Here is a 19,471-nt window from a genome sequence, read left to right as displayed (position 1 = left end):
TCGAGGTCGAGCACCGGTCGACGACCCGTCGCACTGGTACCGGTTCGCGAAACGTATATCCGCCCGGCGGCGCCTACGTCGGGTCGTGTCACCCACGGGCGGCGGTGCGGTCGACGACTCGGAGTTTCTCTTCGAGCTGGCGGTCTGTCAGTGGGCCGAGCGGGCGTGGCCGCCAGCGGGGACCGAAACCGGGGACGGCGACAGCGTCGCCGTCGTCGCCCGACAGATCGGGACCAAGCGGCGCCGATGGGACACCGTCGTCGTCGAGTGCGACCCCGAGGGACTGGCCCTGCGGGCGAACTTCGGGCTCGACGAACTCGACTCGGACCTGCTCCACGTCGTCCGCAACGCGCCGGCGGAGTGGACCTGGTACCGCGACGCTCTCCCGGATCCGGGCTACCCCTGGCGGTACGTCCGCGAGGCGGTTCACGAGGCGGCCGACCGCGGGGTCGTCGAGACCCGTCGCCGGTCGAACAACCGCGTCGAGATCCGGCGAAAGTGGGTCTACCCCGACTGGGTCGAGCGGATCGTCGCCATCGAGAACAAGCCGGATCTGGACGCCAGCGCCGCCCGCGCGCTCGGCCCGCAACTGGAGCGCGACGTGGCGATCTCGCTCGCCGACGAGGTGTGGGTCGCCACGACCGAGACAGGCGGGACCGTCGAGCCGGCGCTGATCGAGGACGTGCCCGTCGAGGCGGGCGTCCTCACGGTCGACGCGGCGGGCGACGCGGCGGTGTCCTGGCACCCCCGCTCGCTGCCCGTCGACGACCCCGGTACCAGAATTCTCGAACGACCGGCTGGTGGGGACCGCGACGCCTCGGCAGCCCGCTTCGAGTACGCCGATCCGGAGTGGAAGGCCGACAAGCGGCTCGAACTCGCCGAGCGGGCCTACGGCCGCGGCTGGCGTTCCTACGCCGACACGATGCGCCCCGACTGCCGACACTTCCGGCTCACCGACGAGTCCGCGGGGTTTCTCCCGTACTGCGCCGCGAAGGAATGTCACCCCACCGCCGGCGAGTGCTCGGGCTCCTGCTCGGAGTTCGAACCCGAACCGCCGGTGTGGCGGTCGGGCGACTGGCCCATCTCCGGCGGGCCGGGCAAGGGGATCAAGCGACTGCTGGAGCGCCAGCGGCGGCGTCAGCGACCCGAGCTGGACGAGAGAGCGTAGGCGGCTGCGACCGTTCGGTACGGCGCGCGACCCGCACTCAGTCCTCCTCGAACCCGAAGATCCGCCGCAACTCCAGTTCGATTCGCTCGACGAACTCGTCGAGGACGGCGTCGAACGTCTCGTCGTCGACCGGCAGGTCTCCCGCCCGTTCGCGCGGATTCTCCGGGAGTTCGACCCGGAACTCGCCGTCACCCTGGTACAGCGGTTCGCTCTCGTCGAGCACGCGGCGGTCGATCGCTTTGAGCAGCGTCGAGTCGTATCGACCGTGGAAGTGCTGGTAGGCGTTCTTGTACGCGGCCTGTAGCTCGTCCATGTAGTGGACGTACTTGTCCTCGAACTTCTCCGGGTCGAAGGCGGTCATCGCCCGGCCGTACGGCCGCGAGCCCGTAAACGACTCCGTTCGACGGGGCCGACCGGTGCGAGCGGGCCGCACCGTTCGCCGTCGGTCGTCGCCGTCGGTCAGTCGCTCTCGTCGTCGAGCCGCTGCACTTCGAGCGCGTCGCGCTCGACGGCCAGCCGGTAGGTCGGGACGGTCTTCTGGACGCGCTCGACGACGCCCTTCTCGGCGAGCGAGCGCAGCGCCGAGCGCACCTCGTCGACCTCGGGGTCGCGACCGGCGTCGCGCAGGTCGTGCAGCGTCGCGACGACGCTCTGGGGCTCGTCGTCGTGGTCGGGGAGGGCGTCGATCGCCGCGGCCTGCAACGCGGGGACGGTGACGACCTGTTCGTCGATCTCGCCCTCCACGTCGTCGCCGACCAGGCTGTTGGCCTCCGGGGTGGCGCAGATGAGACTGTCCTCGTCGCGGTAGTAGTAGTCTTTCAGCTCGGATTCGAGGTACTGGTGGACGTCGCTCCCGCTGTCCATGTCCCACTGGGCCTGCAACTCGGCGTTTTTCGTCGGCTGGAGCGCCACCACGTCCGCGAGTCGCTCGCGGGCCTCGTCCGATAGCGTCATTCCTCCGAGGGTAGGTTCACCGGGTTATTAATCCGTGTTGCTTGCCGGACGCCGACGGTTCGCTCACAGGTCGTCGAGCGTGCCCGCCACGTCGTCCCAGTGGCTGCCTTTCCAGAAGTGCTGACCGCAGTTACGGCAGCGCCAGACGGTCTCCTCGTGAGTCTCGGGAGCGTAGTCGGGCGTCGGTTCGGTCCGGTCGACGCGTTCGAGCGGGCCGTTACAGGCCGAGCAGCGCGCGGGCTCGTCGGCGAGTTCGAGGTCGAATCCCGACCGCCGCAGTTCGAGCAGTTGCTCGGTCACCTCCCGCGTCGAGAGGGGCTGGGACCGCTCGGCGCGGGCCGCCAGCTCGCGGTCGCGGGTCACCAGCACCCGCCCTTCGGTGTGGGCGAGCGCCAGCACGTCGTCGTCGGCCTCGATACCGCGCTCGCCCGCGTAGGCGGCGTCGTACCCGCACATCCGCAGGTACGTCGCCAGCTTCCCGAGCATGGTGTCGAGCAACAGCGCCGTCTCGCCCGCCGGCTCCTGGGGGAACTCGCCCCCGTCGCCGTCGCCGCGACCACCGCGGTCGCCCCGGTCCGCGCCCTCGTCCGCGACCGCGTCGGCGGTCGCGGTGCTCGCTCGCCGGTCGCTCGCGCGCTCGTCGGTGTCGGACTCGTCGCCGGTCATTCGAGGAACTCGCGCAGGCCTTCGACGCCTCGCGTATTGAGTACGTCGGTCTGTTGGGCCCAGCCCCGACGCGCCGTGTGGACGCCGTAGCGGACGAGTTCGTAGCTCTCGGGCCGATGGGCGTCGGTATCGACGGCGATCGTCGCTCCCGAATCGACCGCGGCCTTGACCGCGCCGCCGCCCAGGTCCAGCCGGGCCGGGTTCGAGTTGACCTCCAGCGCGGTGTCGGACTCGGCCGCGGCCGACGCCAGCCGCTCGACGTCCACGTCCAGCCCCGACCGCTGGTTGATGTATCGGCCCGTCGGGTGGCCGATGATATCGACCTCGGGGTGCTCGGCGGCCGCGACGAGCCGGTCGGTGCCGTCGCCGTCCAGCCCGGCGTGGGGCGAGGCGACGACCACGTCCAGCTCGGCCAGCAGGTCGTCGGCCACCGAGACCGATCCGTCGGTGCCGACGTTGGCCTCGACGCCGGAGAACACCTCGATGTCGGCCTCGTCGGCGACCGCTCGGACCTCCTCCAGTTGCTCGCGCAACTCCTCGTCGGGGACGCCGACGCCGCCGACCATCCCCGGCCCGGTGGCGTGGTCGGTGATCGCGACGTAGTCGTGGCCGAAGGCGGCGGCGCCCTCGACCATCTCCGCGACCGTGTGGTCGCCGTCCGACCAGCCCGTGTGGGTGTGGAGGTCGCCGCGGATCGCCGACGGCTCGACGAGATCCGGCAGTTCGCCCGCCTGCGCGGCCTCGATCTCCCCCCAGTTCTCCCGGATCTCGGGGGGCATCCACGGCAGGTCCAGCGCCTCGTACATCCCCGCCTCGGTCTCCCCCGCCACGCGCTCGCCCGCTCGCTGGTCGGCGTCGGGGTCGTCCACGTCGGAGACATCGAAGACGCCGTACTCGTTCATCTTCAGGTCCGCCTCGATGGCGACGTTCCGGAGTTTGACGTTGTGGTCCTTGCTGCCGGTGAAGTACTGCAGCGCGCTCCCGAACTCAGCGGGGTCGACGACCCGGAGGTCGACGCGGACCTCCCCCGAGCGGACGCTGGCCTTCTGGTCGCCGGCCTCGATGACGGCGTCGGCCTCCGGCCAGTCGACGAACGCCGCGACCACCGCCTCGGCGTCGTCGCTGCCGACGAGCACGTCCACGTCGCCGATGGTCTCCTTCCAGCGCCGCAGCGACCCCGCGAGGTCGATCCGCTCGACGCCGGACTGCCCGTCCAGATACGAGACGACACCCTCGCCGCGGGGGCGGGCCTCGCCCAGTAACTCGCGCTCGGTCGCTTCGCGGGCGAATTCGATGTTCTCCAGGATGTTCCCTTCGGTCTTGGCGCCGAAACCGCTGACATCGCGGATCTCCTCGGCCTCGGCCGCCGCCTCGAGGTCGTCGAGCGTCTCGACGCCGAGCGCCTCGTAGAGGCTGCCGACCGTCTTCGGGCCGACGCCCTCGACGCGGGTGAGTGCGCCAATGTCGACGGGCATCTCCGCGCGCAGGGCTTCCAGCTCCTCGATCTCGCCGGTCTCGACGTACTCGACGATCTTGGCGGAGATGGCGTCGCCGACGCCCTCGATCTCGCCGATGGCGGCCTCGCCGTCGTCGGCGGCGAGGCCGGCCACGTCGGCGGGCGAGTCGCGGACGTTCTCGGCGGCGCGACGGTAGGCGCGCGGTTTGTACTCGACGCCGTCGGCTTCGAGGCGGTCGGCGAACTCCTCGAGGCGGTCGGCGATCTCGTCGTTGCGGCTCATGGCGACCTCGACCGGTGGCTCCCCTGGCTGTCCTGGTCCTGGCCCAGCGCCTTCTTGAGGAAGTTCATCCAGCGCTTCTTGTCGGCGGTCTCCTGGGCCTCGATCTCGGCTTCGAGGTTCGTCGGGCCGAGGTTCTCCAGGGCGTTGAGCGCGCGGTCGATGCCGACGATCGCCTCGGTCAACTCCTCGCCCTCCGTACGGGAGATGTCGCCGTCCTCGATCATCTCCTTGCGCTCGCGGCGCTCGCGCCGGAGGTTCTTCTTGGCCTGATCGACGCGCTCGCGCTCGCCGGCGGGGACGGTGTCGCGGCGCTTGATCTCGAAGACGAACTCCCGCAGGTCGATGTGCTCCCCCTGTATCTCGATGCGCTCGGGGATCGTCGCACCCACGGTGGCTCCCTCGCGGCCGATGCGTTCCAGGAGCTGTTTGCGCTCGTACTCTTGCACGGTCGGGGATCCGGTCTCGACGGTGAAAAACCCACGCGATGCCGCCGTCCGCGGTGGATTCGCGGGGTGGGGACGGACCGGGGCCCGCCGGTGACGGGCAAGTCTGTGCCGAATCGGAAGGGTAGGCCCTATATGGGTGGGCGTCCTACGCAGGTGTAGCACCGTCGTCAGCGGACGGCCGGCGATTCCATCAACTATGTCCCGCGTATACAGACTCCACTCGACACTGGAACTGCCCCTGGAGGACGTGTACGACTTCTTCGATGACCCGGATCTACCCGAGGACATCGAAGACGTCGACATCACCCGCCGGAACAACACGCTCATCATCAGCGCGGTCTCCGCCGACGAGAGCATCAGCAAGTACACGCCGACGGCACAGCTGAAAGCCAGCGTCACGGAGAACCGCGTCTACGAGGAGATCGAAGAGGACGAAGACGAGGACAGCTCACCGGTCCACACCACCGACACGGCGGGCGGCCCGCAGTGGGGCGCCCTCGAAGAGGAGGAGGAGGAACCCCCCTCGGAGCTCGTCGAGTACGCCTGCTTCAAGGGCGACCGCGAGACCGTCCTCCAGAACAGTACCCTCCAGTACGAGATGTTCCTCGTGCTCTGTGAGATCGCCCGCGTGGCCGAAAAGGGCACGCTCACCGCGATCACGTGCCCCGACGACGATCTGGAAGCCGTCCGCATCGTCGACGGCGAGGACCGGCCCGCCTCGATCAACGTCGTCGAGGACCCCCGCGACGACGAGGACTCCGAGGGCGTCAACTGGCGCGACAACGAGTTCATCAGCGGATAGCCGTCGTTCCTATCGGTTCCCGTTCGCTCTCCCGTACCCACCGGTCTACCGGCCGCTGGTCCGCTGTCCCCGTCCTACGCCGCGGCGTCGCGCACGTCGACGCTCCCGTCGCTCGCGCACTCGACCGTACAGCCCGCGTAGTCGAACGTCACCCGCCCGGCGGCCCCGCCGGGCGTCGTGAACAGCGCGTCGAGCGCGTCCGGGTCGAGCGCCTCGTACAGCGGCGGGAGCGCGACCTGCTCGACACCCTTGTGTGCCGCGACCGACGAGACGACGACCTCGCTCGGCGGCCGGCTATCGTCGCTGTGACTTGGTGCGGTCGTACTCATTGAGCGCGGGTTCTCCAGTCCCACGTATAACTCCACCGAAGGTTCATACGACGATCGACGAACTTGAACGCCGGGTCGGGCCCGTCACTCCGGGAGGGCGCCGGGACCCAGGAGCCACTCGGCCACGTCGCGGGTGAGGTACACCTCGATCCAGGCGGCGACGCCGATCATGGCGACGAGGAGCGCCGCGATGACGGCGAGTTCGTACAGTTCGACCCGGGACAGCGGCGTCTCGTCCCAGCCCAGGAGATACCGGACGATCCGGTGGGGGACCCGCAGCCCGATCGACGCCGCGGCGAAGAACGCCGAGAGCTCGATCACTCCGTGGGGGATCAACAGGGAGAGAACCACCGCCCACGAGGTCTGGCGGACGACGACCGAGACCACCGCGCCGACGAGGGCGCCGTTGACGACCAGCCCGAACAGCGAGAGCAGCCCGCCGGTGATCGTCCCGAGGGCGATCAACAGCAGCGCCCTGAGGTTGTTGAGCAAGAGCGGCGCGAACGCCAGCTCCGGCAGCGGGCTGTCGGCCGGCATCCCCGTCTGAACCTCCTCGATCAGCGCCTCCAGCTGCGCGATCGGGATCGACCCGACGACCGCGTAGGCCGCGAACGCGCTCCCGAAGAAGACGGCCAGCGCCGCGACCAGGTGCCACCGGAACCACCGCGTGAACCGCGCCTCCCGGTGTAGTTCCCGGATCGACCGCCTCTCGCCGGTGGCGCCCTCCTCGGAATCCGGTGCGTCCGCCGCTCCGCCGCGCTGGTCGGTGCCGGCACTCATCACCTCCCCGTTCGACCCCGACCCCCTTCTGTCCTCCGACCGACACGAACGCCCGCCCCGACCGCCCGCTCCGATCGCCCGCCCCGACCGCCGGTCCAGATCACCGCTCGCCCCGTGCCAACTGGCCACATCCGACAGACGACTGGTCCTCCAAAAAGAACTTAACCGACCCGGTAATTACATCTCATTACCGATGTCAGCCGAGTTCCCCGACTACCTGGACGTCGACTACAGCGAAGGCGAAGGCGAAGACCCGGCCGACTACCCGCACGTCAACGACAAGATCGAGAAGGCCATCGAGGTCACGCGACAGGGCCTCGAGGAGTACGAGAACCCGGTCGTGATGTGGACGGGCGGCAAGGACTCGACGCTCACCCTCTACTTCGTCAAGGAGGTCGCCGACCAGTTCGACCTGGAGGTGCCGCCGGTCGTGTTCATCGACCACTACCAGCACTTCGACGAGCTGATCGACTTCGTCGAGCACTGGGCCGACGAGTGGGACCTCGAAGTGATCTGGGCCCGCAACGAGGACGTCGGCGAGATCGTCGACGAGCAGGGGCTCGAGCCCGGCGACGATATCGAGATCGACGACCTCTCGGAGCACAACCAGCACCACGTCCGCAACATCCTGGAGTACGAGGAGGACTCGTTCCCGTTCCTGCTGGACACCTACGTCGGCAACCACCTGCTCAAGACCGTCGCGCTCAACGACGCCATCGAGGAGCACGACGTCGACGGCATCATCTCGGGCATCCGCTGGGACGAGCAGGAGTCCCGCGCCGACGAGACGTTCTTCTCGCCCCGGCACGACCCGGACATCTACCCGCCCCACGACCGCGTCCAGACCATCCTCCAGTTCGACGAGGCCGCCGTCTGGGACGCCTTCTGGAACTTCGTCGTCCCCGACACCGTCGAGGACTTCCCCGAAGAGGGCTACGTCCCCGAGACCGACGACGACCTCCCCGAGGGCGTCGCACAGGACGACATCCCCGTCTCGCCGAAGTACTTCGCCGGCTTCCGCTCGCTCGGTAGCGAGGTCAGTACCGACAAAGCCGCCGAGGAGCCCGCCTGGCAGCAGGATCTCGACTCGACGACCGAACGCGCCGGCCGCGCCCAGGACAAAGAGGACCTGATGGAGCGCCTGCGCGACCTCGGCTACATGTAACGCCGCCCGGCTACCACTCCTTCGCGGACCGGCCTTTTCGACGTGTGACCGACCAGTGCGAGCGACGCGGTTCGCGGTTGCGGCGGCGCGCCGTCGAGCGCGGTCGCCGTCGCTCGCTCCCGTTTCACGACACGCTCGCCCGAGACCGCCGACGAGCGAGCGGTCACGGCGAGAGCGGTCGAACGCGTCGTGACGTTCCGATCCCGGGGTCGGCCCGGTGCCGTTTTGGACCAGCGCCCCCAACGACGGGTCGATGGACCTCCGCCGCCTCGTCGGCGACGAGCCGGTGACTCGGCTCGTCGACCGCACACCGGCGCCGCTCTCGGTCGCCCGCGCCGGGCTCGGTGCGATGGTGTTGCTCGCCGGCGTCCACAAACTGCTCGCGCCCGGCGTCTGGGCCGCCTACGTCACCGACTGGCTGGCGCCGTGGCTGGTCGTCTCGCCGGTCGCGTTCATGCTCGTCAACGGTGTTCTGGAGGTCGGCTTCGGCGCGGCGATACTCGCCGACCGGGCGACCGCGTTCGCGGCCGGCGTCGCGGCCGTCTCGCTCTCGGCCACGACCGCCTATCTCGCCCTCGCGGCGGTCGTCGAGGGCGGTTTCTTCGTCGACGTGTTCGTCCGGGACGTGGGCCTCTCGGCGCTGGCGTGGGCCGTCCTGCTCGACGCGCTGCGCCGGTCCGGCCGGTGAGTACACGCGGTCGGCGGACGGCCCGGAAAATACGTTCGGGTTCGTCGAGTAGTTCCGGCTACTCCTCGGTGTCGTGTTCGAGGCCTTCGGTGAGCGCGACGACGCTCTCGGTCTCGCCGTCGAGGCGCTGCGGGTAGATGCCGACGGCGACGATGTAGTCGCCCTCGTGTTCGAACTTCGCGGCGTGGACGTACACGTCGACCTCGCTGCCGGAGAGCGTCGCCGTCCCCTCGAACTGCTGGAGGGTACGCTGGCCCTCCAGCGCTCGCACGCTGCGGTTGTCGACGTGACTGCCCACGGACAGCCCCTCGTACTGGGATTCGAACTGGCTCAGAACCTCCTGGGTCGACATGTCCGAGACGGGGTTGAACGTCCGCGTCGCGACCTCCACTTCGGGGCTCGCGAAGGTGACGAACGCGGCCGCCCGCTGGGAGCCCAGCGGTCCCAGGTCGACCGCGCGCTCGTATCTCGCCTGCTGGTTGGTCACCTCGACCTGCCGGGTCTGACCCGCGGCGCTGAAGTTGCGCGTGACCGTCGAGTTGGCGACGGCGAGTTCCTCGTAGCCCGTCTCCGAGAGGGCGTCGTCGCTCGCCGTCGCCGGCGAGGCGGCGAACGCCAGCGCGCTCTGGCCGGTGATGAACCCGCAGCCCGCCGTCACCGTCACGAGGACGACCGCCAGCGCCGCCAGCCCCTGTCGTGCGTGCATGGTCTCCTCGTCGTGCCGGGACGCGGGTAAGCTTGCTGGTGGTCGGGTCGGGCGCGTCGACGGGACTGGCCGGCGGACTCGGTGGCTCCGCTCGACCGAGCGCGACGGCGCGGACCCTCAACAGTTATCGGGGAGCGCGCCCGCGAATGTGGTATGACGGAGTTCTCCCGACGCGTCGAGCAGGTGTCGATAAGCGGGATCCGCGAGGTCTTCGAGGCCGCCGGCGAGGACGCGATCAACCTCGGGCTGGGCCAGCCGGACTTCCCGACGCCCGAGCACGCTCGCGAGGGCGCCATCGAGGCCATCCGCGCGGGCGAGGCCGACGAGTACACCTCGAACAAGGGCACGGAGTCGCTCCGCGAGGCCATCTCCCATCGGTACGCCGCGGACCGCGACATCGAGGTCGACCCCGACGACGTCATCGCCACCGCGGGCGGGAGCGAGGCGCTGCACATCGCTCTCGAAGCGCACGTCGACGAGGGGCAGGAAGTCGTCTTCCCCGACCCGGGGTTCGTCTCGTACGACGCGCTCACCCACCTCGCGGGCGGCGAACCGAAGCCGGTCGCGCTCCGAGACGACCTCACGATGGACCCCGCGGCGGTCGAGGCGGCCATCACCGACGACACCGCGGCGTTCATCGTCAACAGCCCCGCCAATCCCACGGGCGCGGTCCAGTCGCCCGAGGACATGCGCGAGTTCGCCCGCATCGCCGACGAGCACGACGTGCTCTGCATCTCCGACGAGGTCTACGAACACATCGTCTTCGAGGGCGAACACCGCTCTCCCATCGAGTTCGCGGAGACCGACAACGTCGTCGTCGTGAGCGCCTGCTCGAAGACCTACTCGATGACGGGCTGGCGGCTGGGCTGGGTCACCGGTTCCAACCGCCGGATCGAGCGGATGCTGCGGGTCCACCAGTACGGCCAGGCCTGCGCGACCGCCGCCGCCCAGCACGCCGCCGAGGCCGCCCTGACCGGCCCGCAAGAGCCCGTCGACGAGATGGTCGCGGCCTTCGAGGAACGGCGCGACGTACTCCTCGACGGCCTCGCCGACATCGGGTTGGACTGTCCCACGCCGAAGGGCGCCTTCTACGCGATGCCCGAAGTGCCGGAGGGCTTCGTCGACGAGGTCATCGACCGCGGCGTCGTCGTCGTCCCCGGCGAGGCCTTCGGCGAGCACGGCGAGGGCTACGCCCGCATCTCCTACGCGGTGAACGTCGAGACGCTGAAGGAGGCGCTTTCGATCATGGGCGACGCCTACGACGCGGTGGCCTGACGCGTCGGCGCGCTCCGGTGGTCCGCCGGACCGACCCGTCGCGGTTCGAGCCCGGCCGACATTCGCGTGCGGAACGTAGAAACGTCTCGCGACCCTACCGGCGGGCGATGGACCAACTGACGCCGTCGAACGTCCCGACCTACGAGACCAAGGCGGAGGGGCGCTCGCTGTGGGACCGCTGTGCCGACCGCGGGCTCCCCGTGGTCGCCGTCCGCGAGGGCGAGCGCGGCTACGTCGTCCGCTACGACCTGCAGCACCTCGACGGCCAGCTCTCCGAGCGAGCCCTGCGGAAACTCCGCGAGCACGTGCGCTCGCTGCGCTCGTACTCCGTCCGCGTCGACCCCGACTCCCAGACCGCCGGCGTCGGCGGCGAGACCGGCCACGTCGCCGGCGAGCTCCACGCCCAGACCGAAGACGACGCCCGGCGGCTCGCCTCGCACGTCTCCGCGTTCGTCTTCGACGACGACAACCTCGTTTAGGCGCCGCCCCGGTTCCGCCCCCGCGTGTCGGCCCTTCGCCCTCGCGTCACTCCGTCTCGGACCGACCGTGCAGCGTCTCGTGAACGCCCAGCACCAGCGCCGGCACGACGACCATGAACAGGTGTTCCTCGACGGGGATCCCGACGAACTCGACGCCCGTCCGCAGTTGAACGGCGAACACGCCGACCTCGAGCGTGTACCAGTCCCAGACGTACGCCAGCGGGTAGATGACCGCGACGGTCACCGCCGCGCGGCGGAGTGCCGCTCGGCCCGCCCGGACGAGGAGTGCGAGCGCGAGCGACCCGAAGACCACCTCTGTCGCGAGGTAGGTGTAGGCGCCGAGCACGCCGATGTCGGGGAGCGGAGCAGCGGCGAGCGGTTCGGCCGCGACGGCAGCGGCGAGCGCGACCAGGCCGGCGGCGCCGCCCAGCACCAGCCGGTTCGGCGCCCGCTCGACGGGCCCTGCGGCGACGACGAGAGCGGTCGCGAGCCAGACGACCGTCGCCAGACCGCCGCTCGGCGGCGCGACGCCCGCGACGGTCGCCCAGAGCGTGACGATACCGAGGGCGAAGGTGCCGGCAACGAACTGAGCCACGCGACCGCTATCCATACCATGGTATCGTCGTCGCACGCACATGAGCGGTCGGGGTCCGCTTCCGGAGGGTGTTCGCTTCTCCTGGGAACTGGTCGTGAAATGTACTTCCGGTTCCGATAGCTGTCGCTCTGAGCGGGCTGCATACAGCGCGCGAGCGAATCAGCGGTATTCGACCTGTCTTGCTTCGAAGATGGAATTGTTCCGTCCGTCGCGGAGAGGATGTCACGAGGTGATGTACTCGATCACCTGACTCGCCACATCCTCGGTGCGGTCGTCCACGAGCGATGTCAGGTAGTGGTCAATGTCCGCGGCACTGGTGAGAGTCGCGAGCGACCACGGGAGAACGTGACTCGTTCCCCGAGTGGGTCGCCCTCGTAGTCGTCGTCTCTGAGCGTGAGTGTCGCTTCGTGATAGGTCTTCGTGGAAATCAGAACCGTGATGAGTTGCCGCCGTGATTCGGGAATCGAGGCGTTCCCAGCACGAGCATCGGGCGACCTTTCTCCGAGAGCGGATCGGCCGCCCAGACGATGTCACCGCGTTCCAGTTCTTCGAACGCAGTCACTGTACCTCTTCCATCTCCTCGGTTCGGAGGGCTTCGAGACGCTCTTCACCGCACTGATCGTCTGCCGTCTCGTGATGTCGGTGGAGCCGGTAGGCCGACTGAAGTCGTTCCTTGTCGGCCGTGATCGCCCAGTACGGGCGCTTGTGTCGCACGAGTTCACGCTCCTTCAATCGTGAGAGGATCGCACTGACAGCGTCGGTCTCCAGCCCGAGTCGTTCGGCAATCACCGCAGCCTTCCACGCCCGGTCGTCATTCTCGTCGAGGAACAGTACGATTCGCTCGGTATCATTCCGTTCCTCGAATTCGTTGGCGTCAGCGTCTTCGAACTCGTCGATATCGATAGCACCGCTCGACATAGACCAATGTTGGGGCTGTTGGACCATAGTGGTTTGGCATGTTTGTTAGTATCGTCGGCGTCGTCGGGGTGCGAGACCTGATCCTGCGAAAGAACGTTGTCGCTCCCGGCCCAACGGGACCCCATGGGGGAGGCCACGCACGCCAGTGGTGGAGTTCCGGTCGTTCGAGCGCTGCTCTCGCAGGTCCACCCGGTGTTCATGCTGCCGCCGCTTTCGGCGTCGCTGTTCGGCGGCGTCTTCGCCGGCGCGGTCGACCCGGCGACAGCGGGCGCCCACGTCGCCGCGCTCTTTTTCGCCGTCTACACGGCCCACGTCAAGGACGGCTACGTCGACTTCCACGTCCGCGACGAGGACGACAGCCATCCCCTCTCCGCCTCGACCTGCCGGCGCGCGCTCGCCGGGTCGACGGCGGGGTTTCTGGTCGCGCTCGCCGCCGTCTGGGCGCTCGCCGGGCCGGGCGCGGCCGCGCTGACGGCGCCGACGTGGGCGCTGGGGTACTTCCACGCCCCGCAGCTCGACACCAACACCGTCGGCGCCACGACGGGCTATCCGGCGGGGATCGCGCTCGCCCTGGTCGGCGGATTCTACGTCCAGACCGGCCGGCTCACGCCCGCGATCGTCGGGCTCGCCGGCGTCTTTCTCCTCGTCCTCTCGGGTATCAAGGTCGTCGACGACGCCCAGGACTTCGACTACGACCGCTCGATCGACAAGCGGACGGTCGCCGTCGTGTTGGGCGAACGCGGCGCCTACCGGGCGGCCTACGCGCTGATGGCGACGGGGATGGTCGCCGTCGTCGCACTCGCGCTCGGGCTACGGGCGATCCCCCCCAGCGCCGGGCTCGCAGCGCTCGTCTTCGGCGCGGTCGCGCTCGTCGCCCGCCGCGCCGAGCCCGAACTCGCGACGATGCTGCTCATCCGCGGGTCGTACCTCTTCCTCGCCGTCCTCGTCGCCGCGGTGTGGTTCCGCCCGCTGGGCTGACCGGACGGCGCGAGGCCGCGCCGGACCCGCCCGCTCGGCGACGGGAGTAGGTACCGGCTACGCTCTCCGCGGACCGTCACCGCTTTACGGTCGGACGCGTTACGATTGTGGCGGTATGAACGACCTCCGAACCGGGCTCTCGTACGGCGACGTGTTGCTGGTCCCACAGCGGTCGCCCGTCGACAGTCGGAGCGACGTCGATCTCTCGACGCGCCTGACTGCCGATATCGAACTCGACAACCCCCTCCTCTCGGCCCCCATGGACACCGTGACGGGTCCCGACGCCGCGGTCGCGATCGGCCGGGCCGGCGGGTTCGGCACGATCCACCGGTTCATGACCGTCGACGAACAGGCCGCGGCCGTCGAACGCGTCGTCGATGCCGGCCAGCCGGTCGGCGCCGCGGTCGGCATCGCCGAGGACGCCGTCGCCCGCACCGCGGCGGTCGTCGACGCGGGCGTCGACTGCGTGATGGTCGACGTGGCCCACGGCCACCTCGACCGCTGTCTCGACACCGTCGAACGCCTCCGCGCGGAGTTCCCCGACACCGACCTGGTCGTCGGCAACGTCGCGACGCCGCAGGGCGTCCGCGACCTGGCGGCCGCCGGCGCCGACTGCGTGAAAGTCGGGATCGGCCCCGGCAGTCATTGCACGACCCGCCGCGTCGCCGGCGCGGGCGTCCCGCAGCTCACCGCCGTCGACGACTGCGCCGACGCCGCCGACGAACTGGGTATCCCCATCGTCGCCGACGGCGGCATCCGCTCGTCGGGCGACGCCGTCAAGGCGCTGATGGCCGGCGCCGACACGGTGATGATGGGCAGCCTCTTCGCCGGCACGGAGGAGACGCCACCAGCGATCGTCGAGGTCGACGGCGAGCGCTACAAGAAGTCCCGCGGCATGGCGACGACCGCCGCCGCCGAAGAGCGCTCGGACAAGGAGGACGCCGGCGCCGAGGTCGACGCCGACGAGGGCGTCGAGGGGTTCACCGAGTACAAGGGCCCGCTGGCCGACGTGGCCGCGGAGTTCTGCGCCGGCATCAAATCGGGGCTCTCCTACTGCGGCGGCCACACGATCGAGGCGGCCCGCGAGAAGGCGGAGTTCATCCGCGTCGAGCAGGCCGCCAAGGAGCGCGAGGGCGCCCACGGCGACCACGACTGGGAGACGATCGTCGTCGACGACTGATGTCAACGGCCAGCTTGAATTATAAGTGAGCGGACAGTAAAGGCAGGTAAATCAGTATCCGGAGCCTGCTCGTCTTATCAATCTCTAATCGGAACGTCACTGCAAGACTCGGAGTGTTGATACAGCCTTGAACTCGGAGAGTCGCTCTTATAATCTCCCGATCCTGCGGCGTCTAACCATCTTCGAGTGAGTCGATGGATCAGCTATCTCCTTCTCTGAGTCTCTTGATCGGAACCCATTCTTCGCCCGTGTTCCACTCCCACTCTTCCCACGGATAGTCCCACGCGTAACCGTCTTCCCCTCTAATCAGGGTGTCAAAATCACGTGTTGCGCCCGAGGGACTCCTCGGTTCGCCTTGGAACTGGATCCGGCCATCTTGAACTTCCGCAAAGATCGTAATCGCGGAATATTCGCTTTTTTCAAGGTATTGCCATCGAAGCGTCGTGCCGTCCGGGAGCATCGGCAACTCTGGGTCTGGCATTACTTCTGATCCATCATTCGACTGTCTGTTAAAACTTAGCACGGATATTCTCTCATTTAGAGTTTGTTTGTGGGAACCGCTTGGAACGGGTTCACAGCTTTTTGTGGGATCTGCCACGCAGTGAGACGCACTGTCACCTTGTACGCCTTTCGAGAAGTGTGTGAAAATCGAGGGTGTATCGCGGCCAGCACACGCTCCGAACTGAACGTCACGCGGACAGGTGCTTTACCCGAAGCGCCCGAATACACGCGTATGAGCATTGCCGCCGAGGGCGACCGGAGCAGCGAGATGACCCTCGCGTTCGAACTCGCGGCCATCGAGCAGTTCGCGGACCCAAAGCGGGTCTTCGCCGACGCCCGCGAGTGGAGCCGCTACGTCGGCGTCGTCGCCAACGACACCGACGCGGTCGTCGAGTTCGTCGCCGACCACGACCTCGCGCAGGACTTCGAACTCGGGGATCGAGACATCTGGCTGACGATGGAGGGGATCCGCGAGTCCAGCGACGCGCCCCGGCACGTCTTCGTCGGCACGACGCCCGAAGACCGCCGGATCGCCGACGCGACCGGCTGGGAGTACCGCACGCCCGCCGAGGTGGCCGACGCCGCCGGCTGGTCGCTCGGGGGCGACGACGGCGGTCCCGGGTCGGCCGGATCGGATCTGCTCGCGCGACTCTGGACGCGAATCACGGGGTGACGGACCGTTCGGTCGCCTCCCCGCTCAGTTCGCCGTCGAGACGATCTTGATCACGTCGCCCTCGTCGAGTTCCTCCTCGTCGCTGATGCGCATGCTCTTCCGCGCGTCGACGGCGTGGAGGTAGCCGTCGCCGATGTCCGAGTGGACGGCGTAGGCGAGGTCTTTCGGCGTCGACCCCGACCCGAGGAGGAAGGCGTCGGGCAGCGCGTTGCCCTGGCCGTCGGTCCAGTGGGTCTCGTCCTGGACGGGGTAGGCCGTGATCTGTTGTAACACGTCGTAGACGGCGGTGTCCAGCGCCTGCTGGACGCCGGTGCCGCCGTGGTCGGCCATCACCTCGCGGATCTGTTCGAGGCCCTCCGCCTGCTGGTCGCTCACGTCGCCGACGATCTCGAAATCGGCGTCGCCGGGGTCGTAGTCGACGACGCCCGCCTCGGCGGCCTTCCGCAGGGCGAGCTCGCCGTCCGCCGTCGTCGGGATGGTCGCCTCGTTGCGCTCCTTGAGCGCCTGAAGGTTCTCGGGCGGCGCCACGTCGGCCTTGTTCGCGACGACGACGATGGGTTTCGTGCGCTCGCGGATCTCGCTCGCCAGTTCCTCGCGGTGCTCGTCGGTCCACTGGATCGGGTCGTCGGGATAGTCGAGGTCCCGCAGGGTGCGGGCCACGTCCAACTCGGTCGCGCCGACGCCGGTGAGCAGCTCCGTCAGCTCCTCGTCGATGTCAAAGTCGGGCGAGCGCGAGGCCCGCTCGACGCCCTCCCAGTTGCGGTCGACGATGCTCGCCAGCCACAGGTCCATCTCCTCCTCGATGAACTGCAGGTCCTCGACCGGGTCGTGCTCGCCGACCTCGACCGGTTCGCCCTCTTCGTCCGTCCCCCCAGAAGCGTCGACGACGTGGAGGATGGCGTCGGCGTTCGAGAGCTCGTCGAGGAACTGGTTGCCCAGTCCGCGCCCCTCGTGAGCGCCCGGGACCAGCCCCGCCACGTCGAGCAGTTCGACGGGGACGAAGCGTTTGCCGTCGTGGCAGTTCTCCTGCCCGCAGCGCTCCTCGCGGTCGAGACAGGGGCAATCGGTACGGACGTGGGTGACGCCGCGGTTGGCGTCGATGGTCGTAAAGGGGTAGTTGCCCACGTCCACGTCGGCCATCGTCGCGGCCTTGTAGAAGGTCGACTTGCCGGCGTTGGGCTTGCCGGCGAGCGCGATAGAGAGCATGCTACCGGGTACCGTCGGCCGGGAAAAGCCGCTTTCGGTCGCTCGTCCCGCGTTCGGTCAGTCGGCGTCCGGGACGACTTCCGCGTCCTCGTCGTGGCCGTTCTCGCTGTGGGCCGGGTCCTCGCCCATCATCGGGACGACGCCGTCCAGTTCCGCCTCGACCGTCTCGCGGCTCTCGACCGCCGGCGGGTCGTCGTCGGGTTCGCCCTCGGACTCGCCGTCCGCGTCGGCCGGGTCGTCTCCGGTAGCGTCGGCCGGGTCGTCTCCGGTAGCGTCGGTCGGGTCGTCCGGTTCGGTCTCGGTCGGGTCGTCCGTCTCGCTCTCGGTCGATTCGGGGTCCGCCGAATCGAGCTCGTCGGCCGACTCGGATTCGGCGTCGTCCGCCGCGTCCGCGTCGGTGTCCGTCCCGTCGTCGGCGGGGTCGGGCCCGAGCGCGTCGCGGACCTGGGTGAGTTCGCCGCTGACGCGGATCTTCCCCTCGACGACGGCGTGTTCGTGGAGCTCGACGTCCTCGGCGGAGATGTCGCCCCAGACGGTCGCGCCCCTCGCGACGGCCACGTCGCCGCCGCGGGTGGTCACGTCGCCTTTGATCTCGCTGTCGGGGCCGACGGTCACGTCGCCGCGGGCGCGGAGACTGCCGAATATCGTGTTGTCGCTTCCCACCTCGAGCGATTCGGCGCGGACGTTCCCGTGGAGCCGGCAGTCGTCGCCGACGGTGGCCGGCGTGGAGACGCGCCACGCGTCGTCGCTGACGCGGGCGCCCCGCGGGATCACGACCGGCTCGTCTTCCTCGTCCTCGGCGTCGACGAGCTGGCTCGCCAGGTCCTCGGCGGCCTCCTCCTCGCCGATGCGCAGCAGCTGCGAGAGGTAAACGACCAGGAAGACGACCGTCGGCATCGGGTTGCGGATGACGATGTGGCCGCTGGCCTCGAAGCTCTCCTCGATGTCCACGTCGTCGCCGATGTCGACGTTGCCGGCGACCTTGAGCTCGCCGCCGACCCGGGTCCGCTCGCCGAGGTAGGCGTCGCCGCCGACGAGTACGTCCTCCTCCACCTCGCTCCACATGTCCAGACGACAGTCGCCCTCGGCCTCGATGTGGCCGTCGAAGGTGACCCGCTCGCCCGCCATGATGTCGTCGCCGCGGACACCGAACTCGACGGTGCTCTGCCCGCCGACGATCACGTCCCCGTCGGTCACCAGGTCGTGCTCCTCGACCGTAGTCCCGTCCGGGATCGTCAGTTCGTCGAGCGGGTCCGAGCGGATCGGCACACCGTCTATAGCGATTTCGGTCGTAATAAAGCCTCACACCGCGCACGACGCGCGTCTGACGCACGTCTGACGGTGACACTGCAGCCGTGTCCCGGGGTCGCCGGGCTCGCGCTCACTCGGGCTCGCGTTCCGGATCGGCGTCCCCGTCACGGTCCGATTCGACGCCCCGGCCGGCCGTGACTGTCCCGTCGGCATCCGTGGTGTCGTCCGCGCCGTAGTGTGACTCGGCGTCGTCGACCGACTCGGTTTCGAGCAGGCGTTCCACACGGCGCTCGAACTCCGCCTCGTCGATGTCGCCCCGGGCGTAGCGGTCCCGCAGTTCGGCCAGGGCGTCCGCCGCCTCGTCGGGCTCGGCGTCGCCGGCATCGTCGGCGTGGGAGTCGTAGCGACCCGCGAGCCACTCGGCGACCGGCGCGACGACGAGGAAGCCGACCACGAATACCAACCAGAACCACGACACGCCGAGGGCCAGGGCCGCCAGACCGGCGACGAGCGTCCCGACGCCCGCGACGGAAGCGACCGTCGACGACAGCGACTTGTCCCCGCTCGCGCCACCGGTGCCGGTGTCGCCGGCCCTCGCCCCGCGAAGGTCCGCGCCGGCGAGTTCCGCGCCGTCGAGGTTCGTACTGTCCAGATCGACACCCACCAGGCTCGCGTCGGAGAGGTCCGCGTCGGAGAGATCCGCCCCGACGAGGTCGGCGCCTCTGAGGTCCGCACCGGTCAGATCCGCCCCGCTCAGGTCGGCGTACCGCAGGTTCGCGCCCGTCAGCGCCGCTCCCGAGAGGTCCGTCCCGCTCAGGTCGACGCCCGCGAGGTCGGCGCCCTGGAAGTTCGTCCCGGCGAGGTCGCGGCCGCTGAGGTCGTCGCCGTCGTCGCCCGCCTCCCCTGTCATCCGTACCGACGCACTCTCGGCCCCGACGGATAAATCCGCTCCCCGGGCGGTCCGCGACCCAG

General features: G+C 69.2%; 23 protein-coding genes and 1 pseudogene. 9 read left to right on the top strand and 15 right to left on the bottom strand.

Going from position 1 to position 19,471, the window contains the following annotated elements:
* Positions 1–85 precede the first annotated feature (85 nt).
* The gene (locus tag HZS55_RS20675; protein WP_179909424.1) at positions 86–1,168 is read left to right on the top strand and encodes a DUF5787 family protein; all 1,083 of its coding nucleotides are present in this window, start codon (positions 86–88) and stop codon (positions 1,166–1,168) included.
* Positions 1,169–1,205: 37 nt separating this feature from the next.
* Here the strand turns inward: HZS55_RS20675 and HZS55_RS20670 are convergent, their stop codons facing one another.
* The 5 genes from HZS55_RS20670 to HZS55_RS20650 form a co-directional block, all read right to left on the bottom strand.
* The gene (locus tag HZS55_RS20670; protein ID WP_179909423.1) at positions 1,206–1,529 is read right to left on the bottom strand and encodes a DUF5783 family protein; all 324 of its coding nucleotides are present in this window, start codon (positions 1,527–1,529) and stop codon (positions 1,206–1,208) included.
* 98 nt (positions 1,530–1,627) lie between these two features.
* On the bottom strand, positions 1,628–2,122 hold the full coding sequence (locus tag HZS55_RS20665; protein WP_179909422.1) for a DUF5797 family protein: 495 nt from the start codon (positions 2,120–2,122) through the stop codon (positions 1,628–1,630).
* A 63-nt stretch (positions 2,123–2,185) separates the two neighbouring features.
* Positions 2,186–2,623, bottom strand: a complete 438-nt coding sequence (locus HZS55_RS20660) for a Mut7-C RNAse domain-containing protein (RefSeq protein WP_394353568.1) — start codon at positions 2,621–2,623, stop codon at positions 2,186–2,188.
* A gap of 161 nt (positions 2,624–2,784) precedes the next feature.
* Entirely contained in the window at positions 2,785–4,527 is a 1,743-nt protein-coding gene (polX, locus tag HZS55_RS20655; protein WP_179909420.1) for a DNA polymerase/3'-5' exonuclease PolX, read from the bottom strand.
* The gene (locus HZS55_RS20650) at positions 4,524–4,973 is read right to left on the bottom strand and encodes a DUF5788 family protein (RefSeq protein ID WP_179909419.1); all 450 of its coding nucleotides are present in this window, start codon (positions 4,971–4,973) and stop codon (positions 4,524–4,526) included. The genes polX and HZS55_RS20650 overlap by 4 nt, the downstream gene beginning before the upstream one ends.
* A gap of 196 nt (positions 4,974–5,169) precedes the next feature.
* Here HZS55_RS20650 and HZS55_RS20645 point away from each other — a divergent pair, with 196 nt between their 5' ends.
* Positions 5,170–5,775 (top strand): DUF7110 family protein, encoded by a 606-nt coding sequence (locus HZS55_RS20645; protein WP_179909418.1) that lies wholly within the window; start codon positions 5,170–5,172, stop codon positions 5,773–5,775.
* 74 nt (positions 5,776–5,849) lie between these two features.
* Here the strand turns inward: HZS55_RS20645 and HZS55_RS20640 are convergent, their stop codons facing one another.
* Both HZS55_RS20640 and HZS55_RS20635 read right to left on the bottom strand, forming a co-directional pair.
* Positions 5,850–6,104, bottom strand: coding sequence for a HalOD1 output domain-containing protein (locus HZS55_RS20640; RefSeq protein ID WP_179909417.1), 255 nt, complete (start codon positions 6,102–6,104; stop codon positions 5,850–5,852).
* Between the two features lie 84 nt (positions 6,105–6,188).
* A complete protein-coding gene (locus HZS55_RS20635) occupies positions 6,189–6,884 on the bottom strand; it encodes a stage II sporulation protein M (RefSeq protein ID WP_179909416.1) in 696 nt (231 codons plus the stop codon).
* A gap of 193 nt (positions 6,885–7,077) precedes the next feature.
* Here HZS55_RS20635 and HZS55_RS20630 point away from each other — a divergent pair, with 193 nt between their 5' ends.
* Complete coding sequence (locus tag HZS55_RS20630) at positions 7,078–8,049, top strand: phosphoadenosine phosphosulfate reductase family protein (RefSeq protein WP_179909415.1); 972 nt, start codon at positions 7,078–7,080, stop codon at positions 8,047–8,049.
* Between the two features lie 253 nt (positions 8,050–8,302).
* Entirely contained in the window at positions 8,303–8,737 is a 435-nt protein-coding gene (locus HZS55_RS20625) for a DoxX family membrane protein (RefSeq protein ID WP_179909414.1), read from the top strand.
* A gap of 58 nt (positions 8,738–8,795) precedes the next feature.
* Here HZS55_RS20625 and HZS55_RS20620 read toward each other — a convergent pair whose 3' ends face one another.
* A complete protein-coding gene (locus tag HZS55_RS20620) occupies positions 8,796–9,443 on the bottom strand; it encodes a DUF6517 family protein (RefSeq protein WP_179909413.1) in 648 nt (215 codons plus the stop codon).
* 153 nt (positions 9,444–9,596) lie between these two features.
* Here HZS55_RS20620 and HZS55_RS20615 point away from each other — a divergent pair, with 153 nt between their 5' ends.
* Together HZS55_RS20615 and HZS55_RS20610 are read left to right on the top strand one after the other, a co-directional pair.
* Positions 9,597–10,718, top strand: a complete 1,122-nt coding sequence (locus HZS55_RS20615) for a pyridoxal phosphate-dependent aminotransferase (RefSeq protein ID WP_179909412.1) — start codon at positions 9,597–9,599, stop codon at positions 10,716–10,718.
* A 107-nt stretch (positions 10,719–10,825) separates the two neighbouring features.
* Positions 10,826–11,197, top strand: a complete 372-nt coding sequence (locus HZS55_RS20610) for a hypothetical protein (RefSeq protein ID WP_179909411.1) — start codon at positions 10,826–10,828, stop codon at positions 11,195–11,197.
* Between the two features lie 46 nt (positions 11,198–11,243).
* Here the strand turns inward: HZS55_RS20610 and HZS55_RS23080 are convergent, their stop codons facing one another.
* The 3 genes and pseudogenes from HZS55_RS23080 to HZS55_RS20600 all read right to left on the bottom strand — a co-directional run bounded on the left by HZS55_RS23080 (position 11,244) and on the right by HZS55_RS20600 (position 12,710).
* Positions 11,244–11,807 carry a lycopene cyclase domain-containing protein gene (locus tag HZS55_RS23080; protein WP_394353544.1) on the bottom strand — a complete coding sequence of 188 codons (564 nt, stop codon included), beginning with the start codon at positions 11,805–11,807 and terminating at the stop codon, positions 11,244–11,246.
* Between the two features lie 207 nt (positions 11,808–12,014).
* Positions 12,015–12,354, bottom strand: a pseudogene (locus HZS55_RS23075) (type II toxin-antitoxin system PemK/MazF family toxin).
* A complete protein-coding gene (locus HZS55_RS20600) occupies positions 12,351–12,710 on the bottom strand; it encodes a MarR family transcriptional regulator (protein WP_179909409.1) in 360 nt (119 codons plus the stop codon). The pseudogene HZS55_RS23075 and the gene HZS55_RS20600 overlap by 4 nt, the downstream one beginning before the upstream one ends.
* A 123-nt stretch (positions 12,711–12,833) precedes the next feature.
* Here HZS55_RS20600 and HZS55_RS20595 point away from each other — a divergent pair, with 123 nt between their 5' ends.
* Both HZS55_RS20595 and HZS55_RS20590 read left to right on the top strand, forming a co-directional pair.
* Positions 12,834–13,688: a UbiA family prenyltransferase gene (locus tag HZS55_RS20595; RefSeq protein ID WP_179909408.1), complete on the top strand. Its 855-nt coding sequence runs from the start codon at positions 12,834–12,836 to the stop codon at positions 13,686–13,688.
* A gap of 115 nt (positions 13,689–13,803) precedes the next feature.
* Positions 13,804–14,868, top strand: coding sequence for a guanosine monophosphate reductase (locus HZS55_RS20590; protein ID WP_179909407.1), 1,065 nt, complete (start codon positions 13,804–13,806; stop codon positions 14,866–14,868).
* A gap of 199 nt (positions 14,869–15,067) precedes the next feature.
* On the opposite strand, the gene HZS55_RS20585 is transcribed toward HZS55_RS20590, so the two are convergent.
* Positions 15,068–15,349 carry a hypothetical protein gene (locus tag HZS55_RS20585; RefSeq protein ID WP_179909406.1) on the bottom strand — a complete coding sequence of 94 codons (282 nt, stop codon included), beginning with the start codon at positions 15,347–15,349 and terminating at the stop codon, positions 15,068–15,070.
* Positions 15,350–15,601: 252 nt separating this feature from the next.
* Here HZS55_RS20585 and HZS55_RS20580 point away from each other — a divergent pair, with 252 nt between their 5' ends.
* Positions 15,602–16,042, top strand: coding sequence for a DUF7124 domain-containing protein (locus tag HZS55_RS20580; RefSeq protein ID WP_179909405.1), 441 nt, complete (start codon positions 15,602–15,604; stop codon positions 16,040–16,042).
* A gap of 24 nt (positions 16,043–16,066) precedes the next feature.
* Here the strand turns inward: HZS55_RS20580 and HZS55_RS20575 are convergent, their stop codons facing one another.
* The 3 genes from HZS55_RS20575 to HZS55_RS22470 form a co-directional block, all read right to left on the bottom strand.
* The gene (locus HZS55_RS20575) at positions 16,067–17,248 is read right to left on the bottom strand and encodes a redox-regulated ATPase YchF (RefSeq protein WP_179909404.1); all 1,182 of its coding nucleotides are present in this window, start codon (positions 17,246–17,248) and stop codon (positions 16,067–16,069) included.
* A 57-nt stretch (positions 17,249–17,305) separates the two neighbouring features.
* Entirely contained in the window at positions 17,306–18,517 is a 1,212-nt protein-coding gene (locus HZS55_RS20570) for a polymer-forming cytoskeletal protein (RefSeq protein ID WP_179909403.1), read from the bottom strand.
* Positions 18,518–18,629: 112 nt separating this feature from the next.
* A complete protein-coding gene (locus tag HZS55_RS22470; RefSeq protein ID WP_218927247.1) occupies positions 18,630–19,409 on the bottom strand; it encodes a pentapeptide repeat-containing protein in 780 nt (259 codons plus the stop codon).
* Positions 19,410–19,471 lie beyond the last annotated feature (62 nt).

Source organism: Halosimplex rubrum, assembly GCF_013415885.1.
Taxonomy (GTDB): Archaea; Halobacteriota; Halobacteria; order Halobacteriales; family Haloarculaceae; genus Halosimplex; species Halosimplex rubrum.
The sequence above is the reverse complement of the archived record's forward strand: the minus strand, read 5'-3'. Positions and strand labels throughout refer to the sequence as shown.

Coding starts and splice junctions, on each gene's coding strand:
- HZS55_RS20670 (WP_179909423.1), bottom strand. CDS start 1,529: ATGACCGCCTTCGACCCGGAGAAGTTCGAGGACAAGTACGTCCACTAC.
- HZS55_RS20665 (WP_179909422.1), bottom strand. CDS start 2,122: ATGACGCTATCGGACGAGGCCCGCGAGCGACTCGCGGACGTGGTGGCG.
- polX (WP_179909420.1), bottom strand. CDS start 4,527: ATGAGCCGCAACGACGAGATCGCCGACCGCCTCGAGGAGTTCGCCGAC.
- HZS55_RS20645 (WP_179909418.1), top strand. CDS start 5,170: ATGTCCCGCGTATACAGACTCCACTCGACACTGGAACTGCCCCTGGAG.
- HZS55_RS20640 (WP_179909417.1), bottom strand. CDS start 6,104: ATGAGTACGACCGCACCAAGTCACAGCGACGATAGCCGGCCGCCGAGC.
- HZS55_RS20635 (WP_179909416.1), bottom strand. CDS start 6,884: ATGAGTGCCGGCACCGACCAGCGCGGCGGAGCGGCGGACGCACCGGAT.
- HZS55_RS20630 (WP_179909415.1), top strand. CDS start 7,078: ATGTCAGCCGAGTTCCCCGACTACCTGGACGTCGACTACAGCGAAGGC.
- HZS55_RS20625 (WP_179909414.1), top strand. CDS start 8,303: ATGGACCTCCGCCGCCTCGTCGGCGACGAGCCGGTGACTCGGCTCGTC.
- HZS55_RS20620 (WP_179909413.1), bottom strand. CDS start 9,443: ATGCACGCACGACAGGGGCTGGCGGCGCTGGCGGTCGTCCTCGTGACG.
- HZS55_RS20615 (WP_179909412.1), top strand. CDS start 9,597: ATGACGGAGTTCTCCCGACGCGTCGAGCAGGTGTCGATAAGCGGGATC.
- HZS55_RS20610 (WP_179909411.1), top strand. CDS start 10,826: ATGGACCAACTGACGCCGTCGAACGTCCCGACCTACGAGACCAAGGCG.
- HZS55_RS23080 (WP_394353544.1), bottom strand. CDS start 11,807: ATGGATAGCGGTCGCGTGGCTCAGTTCGTTGCCGGCACCTTCGCCCTC.
- HZS55_RS20600 (WP_179909409.1), bottom strand. CDS start 12,710: ATGTCGAGCGGTGCTATCGATATCGACGAGTTCGAAGACGCTGACGCC.
- HZS55_RS20595 (WP_179909408.1), top strand. CDS start 12,834: ATGGGGGAGGCCACGCACGCCAGTGGTGGAGTTCCGGTCGTTCGAGCG.
- HZS55_RS20590 (WP_179909407.1), top strand. CDS start 13,804: ATGAACGACCTCCGAACCGGGCTCTCGTACGGCGACGTGTTGCTGGTC.
- HZS55_RS20585 (WP_179909406.1), bottom strand. CDS start 15,349: ATGCCAGACCCAGAGTTGCCGATGCTCCCGGACGGCACGACGCTTCGA.
- HZS55_RS20580 (WP_179909405.1), top strand. CDS start 15,602: ATGAGCATTGCCGCCGAGGGCGACCGGAGCAGCGAGATGACCCTCGCG.
- HZS55_RS20575 (WP_179909404.1), bottom strand. CDS start 17,248: ATGCTCTCTATCGCGCTCGCCGGCAAGCCCAACGCCGGCAAGTCGACC.
- HZS55_RS22470 (WP_218927247.1), bottom strand. CDS start 19,409: ATGACAGGGGAGGCGGGCGACGACGGCGACGACCTCAGCGGCCGCGAC.